Raw genomic sequence first — 7,664 nt, 5'->3', positions numbered from 1 at the left:
TTGGTAGGTGACGACGTCGCCCATCTGGATGTCGTCGACCGGCTTCGGCCGCACGACCACGAGCGAGCCCGGGTCGATCGTCGGCCGCATGCTGCCCGTGAGCACGGTGTACGGGGTCGCACGCAGCGCCAGAGGCATGACGATCATCACGAGCGCGAGGACGACCACCGCAGCGAGCGCGATGCCCGACAAGACACCGGCGGCGACGCGCAGCGCCGAGCGCCGGCCGGCCGGAATCGGCTCCGGGCCGGCCCCGACCGGAGGTTTGCGCACATCGGTCATGGGGTCACGCAGCCGAAGTTGGTGTACCCGAGCAGGTTCGAGCCCTGCACGGCGATGGGCGCCGACGGCGCCGAGTCCCACGTGGTCGAGCCGAACACCACCCGGGTGCGCACTGTGATCGTCTGCTTCTCCATGGGCGCTGCCACGGAGTCGGGCGAGACCTCGATCGACGTGGTCCCGACCGCCGACGAGACGTTAACGACGGCGCCGGACGCCGAGACGACCTGCACGAGGTACGACCGGGTCGCGCCCGACGGCAGCGCCGGCGACGGAGCGGCGGGCTCCGTCCAGGCGACCTTGACCGGGTCGTTGCCGAAGATGATCGTCCGGGTGCCGCAGGCGCCCATAGTCGGCGCCACGAGCGAGTTCGCACTCGCAGCAGTCGTCGAGGTCGCGCTGATCGTCCAGTACGCCCACGCGGCGCCCGGGACCGCGGCCACCAGGCCCGCCACGACCGCGACTACGCCGGTCGCACGAGCGAACCGACGGCGGGTGGACGGGACGGCAGGGGTCGGCGCCGGAGCGGTCGGCGACATGCCGACCCCCCGGACCTCACGCTGCTGTGGGCGCACGTCGCTCCCTCGTGGCTGAACGGTCAGTAGGTGGACTGGTTGCGGGCCGTCGCCGTCAGGGCGAGCGAGCCCGTCTGCGCCTGGAGCGACGACGGTGCCGTGGACGACAGGGTCACCACGACGCACACGTAGACGGATGCACCGTTGGCGATGGTGGCACTCCAGGTGCTGACCGGTTGCGCGGTCGCCGTGCAGGCAGCCGCCGTAGGCCCGGTCGACGTGCGCAGCGCCACGGCGAGGTTGCCCGCCAACGCCCCTGTGACCGCCGGCGGGTCGAGCTGGTACTGCCACCGGCCGTCACCGGTCTGGGTCAGCTGCAGGACGCCGGTCCGCGTCTCTCCCGGCCACATGCCGGTCAGCGAGAGGGCGGTCGACCACTGCGGGGTCAGACCGATGGTGCCCGAGGTGATCGTCGCGTTCGTGCCGACGTTCTGCGCAGCACGCCACGACCCGTAGGCCGCCGCGCTCCCGATGAACGAGAGCGCGACGGCCACGGCGGCGATCAGCTGGAGACGCAGACGGCGGTTCACTGCTCGATGCCCTCCCGGGCGGTGGAACTCAGGTCTGAGCGACTCAGATCTGGGTGACGGTGATCGCCGAGGTCGACAGGTCGACCGACTGCGCCGAGCCCTTGCGTGCCGAGTCGGCGACACCGAACGGGAAGGCGACCTCGACCTTGACGGTCACGTCGAAGGTCGTGGTGCCGCTGTTCGCKGTCACCGAGACCACGTTGCCCGCGGTCGTGACGGTGCCCGTGCCGGTCTGCGTGCCGGAGGTCGCGACCGTCGGCGTGACCGTGAGCTCGTTGAGCAGCGGGTTGGTCGCCGCAGCGGGCACGTTGTTCGTCAGGCCGGGCACCGCGAGCGCCACGGTTGCCTTGAGGTTGTCACCCTGGGCCGTCACCGTGAACGTCTGGGTCACGACGACCGTGTCGCCGGGGACGATCTTGGAGGTCGCCGGCGCGAAGGTGGCGCCCGACGTCTTCCAGGTCCACACGGGTGAGCCCGTGGCGCCCGTCTTCGGCGCGATCGCCAGGTTGCCCGAGGAGATCGTCGTGGTCGAGCCGAACGTGCTGGACTGCGTCCAGTACGCCATCGTTCCCGCGCCGCCCAGCAGCAGCGCCACACCGGCGCCAACAGCGATGGCGCCCTTCGTCGTCTTGCGCATGATCCATGCCTCCCGTAGCCGTCGCCGGCTACACCACCGGCACAGACGACCTCGGTAGGCGGACGAGCGTCCATGAGAAGTGGAAGCGCTTCTTCACCCCGCCGTGGCCCGCGCACGGGTGATAGCACCCATCCCACACCGGTGTCGATGCGGCGAACGAGTGCACATCGGACACCACCCGTTCGGGTGAACGGGCGGCCCAGAAGTGCTGGTCAGACGTCCAGGTCAGGCCTCGGGCTTGGTGCCCCGGTGCAGGGCGACGATGCCGCCCGAGAGGTTCCGGTACGCCACGTGCGTCCAGCCGGCGTGCTTRATSAGCAGMCCCAGSGCGTGCTGGTCCGGCCACTCGCGGATCGACTCSGCSAGGTASACGTAGGCGTCSGGCTCCTTGGASACSGCSCGSGCSACGGGCGGCAGCGCCCGCATSAGGTAGTTCTGGTAGACCGCCCGGAACGGCTTGAACGTGGGCCGCGAGAACTCGCAGACCACCAGCCGGCCTCCGGGCTTGGTGACCCGCAGGAGCTCGTCCAGCGCGGCCGGGACGTCGCTGACGTTGCGCAGGCCGAAGGACATCGTCACGGCGTCGAACGACTCGTCGGCGAACGGCAGGTGCAGCGCGTCGCCCGCGACGAACGCGAGGTCCGGTCGGCGCCGCTTGCCCACGTCGAGCATCCCGACGGAGAGGTCGCAGGCGACGACGTTGACGCCGGCGTCGGCCATCGGCTCCGACGACGTGCCGGTGCCGGCGGCGAGGTCGAGCACCGTCTCCCCCGGCTGGGCGTCGATCGCCTTGAGGGTCGCCTTGCGCCACGCACGGTCCTGACCGAGCGAGATGACGTCGTTGGTCCGGTCGTAGCGGTGGGCCACGGCGTCGAACATGGCGGCGACGTCCTGGGGGTCCTTGTCGAGGGAGGCACGGGACATGTGTCCATCGTCGCAGGTCCGGAGGGCCTGTACGACAGGGCGGACCGGTGCTCCAGGCATACGCTGGCACCGATGAGCACGCAGACCTCCGCCCCCGCGGACGCGGTCCCGCAGCCTCTCGTGGTCCGCACGGTCGCGCTGGACGCGCTCGGCGGCACGACGGAGGCGTCGGCCGCCGACCTCCCGGACCCCCTCGACCTGCTCGGGCTCCTGCCGTCGCGGGCCCCCCTCGCCTGGGTCCGCCGCGGTGACGGCCTCGTCGCGTGGGGCGAGACGCTGCGGATCGAGGTCGGCGGTGCCCATCGGTTCGCCGACGCCGAGCGGGCGTGGCACGAGGTGCTCGCGCGGGCGATCGTCCGGGACGAGGTGCAGGCTCCCGGCACCGGTCCGGTGGCGTTCGGCTCGTTCGCGTTCGACGACGAGTCCCCCGCCGGCGGCGTCGTCGTCGTGCCGCGCGTCGTGGTCGGCCGCCGCGGCGGCCGCACCTGGCTGACGACGATCACGACGGGAGCCCGGCTGCGCGCCGCCCCCCAGCTCGCCGACGTCGTCGGCCCCCGCGTGCCGCCGGTCGACCCGGGCGAGGTGACCTACACCGACGGCGCCGTGAGCGCTGACGGGTGGCGCGACGTCGTCGCGAGCGGCATCGCGGCGATCAAGGCCGGCGACGTGGAGAAGGTGGTGCTCGCGCGCGACGTGCACGCCCGCGCCGAGCACCCCGTCGACGTGCGGTGGGCGCTCGAGCGGCTGGCGACGCAGTACCCGTCGTGCTGGACGTTCAGCGTCGACGGGCTGCTGGGCGCGACGCCCGAGCTGCTCGTCCGCTCGGAGAAGGGCCTGGTCACGTCGCGGGTGCTGGCAGGCACCATCCGGCGGACCGGCGACGACGCGGCCGACATGGCGCGCGCGGCGATCCTGGCCCACTCGTCCAAGGACCTCGAGGAGCACGAGTACGCGGTGACGTCCGTGGCGCACGCGCTCGAGCCGTTCTGCTCGTCGATCAACGTGCCCGACGTGCCGTTCGTCCTGCACCTGCCCAACGTCCTGCACCTGGCGTCCGACGTGACCGGTGTGCTCACCGCGCCCGGCGGCGACAGCGCGCACCCGTCGTCGCTGGCCCTCGCTGCGGCGCTGCACCCGACGGCCGCCGTGTGCGGCACGCCGACCGTCGCGGCCCGGGAGCTGATCCGCAGCATCGAGGGCATGGACCGCGCGCGGTACGCGGGCCCGGTCGGCTGGTTCGGGGCCGACGGCGACGGCGAGTGGGGCATCGCGCTGCGCTCGGCGCAGATCGACGCCGACGACCCTCGGCGCGTCCGGCTGTTCGCGGGCTGCGGCGTCGTCGCCGCGTCCGACCCGCCCGCCGAGCTGGCGGAGTCCGAGGCCAAGCTGGTCCCCATGAGGTACGCGCTCGGCCGGGACCTCAGCGGCAGCTGACGTCCCGGCCGAGGGGCCGTGTCCCGGTCCGTTGCGGAGACGGTCGGGACGGCGTGCGGTCCGGGGGGGTAGGACCGCGGGGAGGCGGCTCGGGGTCTGAGCCGCTGGTGAGGAGCCGGCGGCCGGGATCCGCGTGGGGGACGGGGACCCGGCGGCCGCCGGCGATCAGGGGGCCTCGATCAGCCCTGGCCCTGCTGCTGCTGCTGGAACCACTGCCACAGCTGGTCGGGGCTGAGCCCGTCGGGCAGGCCCGAGGAACCCGAGCCGTCCTGGCTGCCGTCGCCCTGCTGGGGCGCCTGGTCCTGCGGCGCCTGCTGCTGGGGGTCCTGCTGCTGCGGGGCCTGGTCGGACGAGCCGTTGGACGACGCCGTCTCCTTGCGGACCGCCAGCGTGACGTCGACGTCCGACGCCTTTCCGTCGCGGACCACGGTCAGCGTGACCTTGGTGCCGGACGGGAGCGCCCGCACGTAGGCGGTGAGGGACTCGGCGCCGCCGACGGCCTTGCCGTCGATCGCGACGATCGTGTCCTTCTCCTGCAGCTTGGCGTCGGCGGCCGGCGAGCCGTCGCTGACCGACTCCACGACCGCGCCGCGGCGCGTGACGCCGTCGGCGGTGGCCGTGCCGTCGGACAGGGACACGCCGAGGAACGCGTGCTCGGCGGTGCCGTCGTCGATGAGCTGCCCGGCGATGTTCTTCACCAGGTCGACCGGGATGGCGAAGCCGAGGCCGATGGAGCCGGACTCGCTCGACAGCGTGGCGATCGAGGAGTTGATGCCGATGACCTTGCCCTCGGCGTCGAACAGCGGCCCGCCGGAGTTGCCGGGGTTGACCGCCGCGTCGATCTGGATCGCGTTGGTGACGGTCGCCTCGCTGCTGTTCTCGCCCGAGGTGGAGACGGGACGGTCGACCGCGGAGACGATGCCGGTGGTGACGGTGCTGGCCAGGCCGAGCGGGTTGCCGACGGCCATGACGGGCTGGCCGACGATGACCTTCGACGAGTCGCCGAAGGCGGCCGGCTTGAGGTCGTCCGGGGCGTCGGTCAGCTTGATGACCGCGAGGTCGGTCGTGGCGTCGGTGCCGACGATCGTGGCCTTGAAGATGCGGCCGTCGGTCAGCGTGACCTGCACGCTGCTCGGGTCCGCGTCGGCGACGACGTGGTTGTTGGTGACGATGTGGCCGGAGTCGTCGACGATCACGCCCGAGCCCTCCGCGCCGCCACCGTTGCCGGTGGAGACCTGGATGGCGACGACCGACTGCTGCACGGCCTTGGCGACGGCCTCCCAGTTCGGGTCGGCGTTGGACGAGCCGGAGACCGGGACGGTGTCGTTGCTCTGCTGGCCGATCGTGGCGAGCGACGCGGGGTGGTTGCCCGACGCGCTGTCGTCCGAGAGGGCGTGCGTCAGGCCGGCCGTGGCGACGGCGGCGAGGATCGCGGCCGCGGCGGCGGCGCTCGTGACGGGGAGCCAGAGGTTGCGCTTGCGCTGCGTCGGGACCGTGCCCTGCGGCGCCGGTGCCGGCGCGCCGGCGTACACCGCGGCGGGCTGGTAAGCGGCCTGCTGCAGCGTCGCCGGGTCCTGGGCGGCGGCGCGCTGGGCGGCCTCCCACTGCGCGCGGCGGACGGCCTCGAACTGGTCCATCTGCGCTGCCTGCTGCGCCGCGGCCTGCTGAGCGGCCTGCTGCGCTGCGGCCTGCTGGGCGGCCTCGTACGCSGCSCGCTGGTCCGCCGGGGCGGCGGGGTGCGGCGGTGTGAACGGGTTGGTGGGGTGCGCCGCCGGCGTGGCGGGCAGCGGCTGGGTCGGGTTGACCGGCAGCGGCTGCGTCGCGCCCACGGGCGGCAGCGGCTGGGTCGTGTGCGTCTGGGGGTGCTGATCGGCAGCGGGCGGCTGGTTGCCCGCGCCGTTCTCAGGGGTGGTGGTCATCGGTGGTGCCCTCCTTGGTCGATGACCATCTCACCGTCCCGCGCTGGAGGGAGCCTTGCCGGAACCTGGGAATTCGCTGCGAGTTTCGGATGGAACTCGTCGGGCTACGACGCGCCCGTCAGCGCGGCGTCCACCGCGGCGGACACCTCCGCGGCGATCCGCTCGCCGAGGGCACGGCGCCCGGTCCGGTCGACCCGGACCTCCACGACGCTCAGGCCGGGCCCGGGAGCCGCCAGCGCCGGTAGCAGCCCGTCGACGTCCCCCACCCGGGTGTGCCGGACGCCGTAGCCCGCGCAGAGCGCCGCGAGGTCCGCCCCGTGCGGCGTCGCGAAGACGCGCTCGAACACGTCGGCCCGGGCCGGCTCCCCGGGCTCGAGAGTCGCGAAGATCGATCCCCCGTCGTCGTTGGCCACCACGAGCTGGAGGTGGACCGCGGCCTCGAGCGGTCCACGCAGGAGGCCGCCGACGTCGTGCAGGAACGTGAGGTCCCCCAGCAGCGCACGGACCCGTCGGTCCGGGAGCCCGAGCGCGACGCCGACCGCGGTCGAGACCGTGCCGTCGATGCCCGCGAGGCCGCGGTTGGCCAGCACCACGGGCGGCGAGTCCCAGCGGGCCACCAGGTCGAGGTCGCGCACGGGGTTCGAGGAGCCGATCACGAGCGCGTCGTCCGGCCCGCTGACCTGCGCGACCACGCGCGCCAGCGCCGGCCCGGTCACGCGGGTGCCGCTGCGCGACCGGCGGCCCGCGTCGAGCCCGTCCAGCACCCGGTCGATCGCCGCGCCCGCGGCCTTGTCGGCGGAGCGCCACGCGTCGAGCCAGCCCGCCGGTGCGGGCATCCTGCCCTGGCGCATCCGGGCCGGCGGGTCGAGCAGCACGTCGCTCGCGTTGCGGGCGGCGTCGGGCCAGTCGGCGCCCCGGGGCGCGATGACGACCACCTCGACGTCCTCGCGCGCGAGGAGCTGCTGCACCGGGCGCGACAGCGTAGGGCGGCCGAGCACGACCACCCGGCGGACCGCTCCGCCCAGCTGCGGGTGCGCGAGGAGCAGCCGGTAGGCCGAGATGGCGTGCGAGCCCCCGCGCGCGCCGGAGGACGGCTCGGCGAGCAGCGGCCAGCCGTTCGCCTCCGCGATCCGACGCGCGTTCGGTCCGGCGCCGTCCCCCGCGACGAGGACGGTCGGGATGCCCCCGTGCCGGGTCGACGACGAGGCCGGGTCGCCGACCGCGGGGACCGCGCCCGTCGCCGGTCGGGCGTGGACGTGCGTCAGCCCGGCGGTCGACGGCTCGGGCCACGGCGAGCCACCGGGCACCAGCGGCTCGCGGAAGGCGAGGTCGAGGTGCACGGGTCCGGGGTCGCCCGTGCGTGCGC

8 protein-coding genes are annotated in these 7,664 nt (G+C 73.9%); 1 reads left to right on the top strand and 7 read right to left on the bottom strand.

What is annotated here, in order from left to right:
* From ACXJKG_RS17440 to ACXJKG_RS17420, 5 genes are all read right to left on the bottom strand, one after another.
* The coding region (locus ACXJKG_RS17440) for a S26 family signal peptidase (RefSeq protein ID WP_456847006.1) at nucleotides 1–282 on the bottom strand (282 nt) is incomplete at its 3' end.
* Nucleotides 279–734, bottom strand: a complete 456-nt coding sequence (locus tag ACXJKG_RS17435) for a hypothetical protein (RefSeq protein ID WP_456847005.1) — start codon at nucleotides 732–734, stop codon at nucleotides 279–281. The genes ACXJKG_RS17435 and ACXJKG_RS17440, both read right to left, overlap by 4 nt.
* A gap of 143 nt (nucleotides 735–877) precedes the next feature.
* Nucleotides 878–1,384 carry a hypothetical protein gene (locus tag ACXJKG_RS17430; RefSeq protein WP_456847004.1) on the bottom strand — a complete coding sequence of 169 codons (507 nt, stop codon included), beginning with the start codon at nucleotides 1,382–1,384 and terminating at the stop codon, nucleotides 878–880.
* Nucleotides 1,385–1,427: 43 nt separating this feature from the next.
* The gene (locus tag ACXJKG_RS17425; protein WP_456847003.1) at nucleotides 1,428–2,021 is read right to left on the bottom strand and encodes an alternate-type signal peptide domain-containing protein; all 594 of its coding nucleotides are present in this window, start codon (nucleotides 2,019–2,021) and stop codon (nucleotides 1,428–1,430) included.
* 225 nt (nucleotides 2,022–2,246) lie between these two features.
* Nucleotides 2,247–2,945, bottom strand: coding sequence for a demethylmenaquinone methyltransferase (locus tag ACXJKG_RS17420; RefSeq protein WP_456847002.1), 699 nt, complete (start codon nucleotides 2,943–2,945; stop codon nucleotides 2,247–2,249).
* A gap of 72 nt (nucleotides 2,946–3,017) precedes the next feature.
* Here ACXJKG_RS17420 and ACXJKG_RS17415 point away from each other — a divergent pair, with 72 nt between their 5' ends.
* Nucleotides 3,018–4,379, top strand: a complete 1,362-nt coding sequence (locus ACXJKG_RS17415; RefSeq protein WP_456847001.1) for an isochorismate synthase — start codon at nucleotides 3,018–3,020, stop codon at nucleotides 4,377–4,379.
* A 179-nt stretch (nucleotides 4,380–4,558) separates the two neighbouring features.
* On the opposite strand, the gene ACXJKG_RS17410 is transcribed toward ACXJKG_RS17415, so the two are convergent.
* Both ACXJKG_RS17410 and ACXJKG_RS17405 read right to left on the bottom strand, forming a co-directional pair.
* Complete coding sequence (locus ACXJKG_RS17410; RefSeq protein WP_456847000.1) at nucleotides 4,559–6,298, bottom strand: trypsin-like peptidase domain-containing protein; 1,740 nt, start codon at nucleotides 6,296–6,298, stop codon at nucleotides 4,559–4,561.
* A 104-nt stretch (nucleotides 6,299–6,402) separates the two neighbouring features.
* Nucleotides 6,403–7,664, bottom strand: a 1,262-nt coding sequence (locus ACXJKG_RS17405; RefSeq protein ID WP_456846999.1) for a thiamine pyrophosphate-dependent enzyme, incomplete at its 5' end; no start/stop codon positions are given.

The sequence above is a fragment of the Cellulomonas sp. P5_C6 genome (assembly GCF_054049635.1).
The sequence above is the reverse complement of the archived record's forward strand: the minus strand, read 5'-3'. Positions and strand labels throughout refer to the sequence as shown.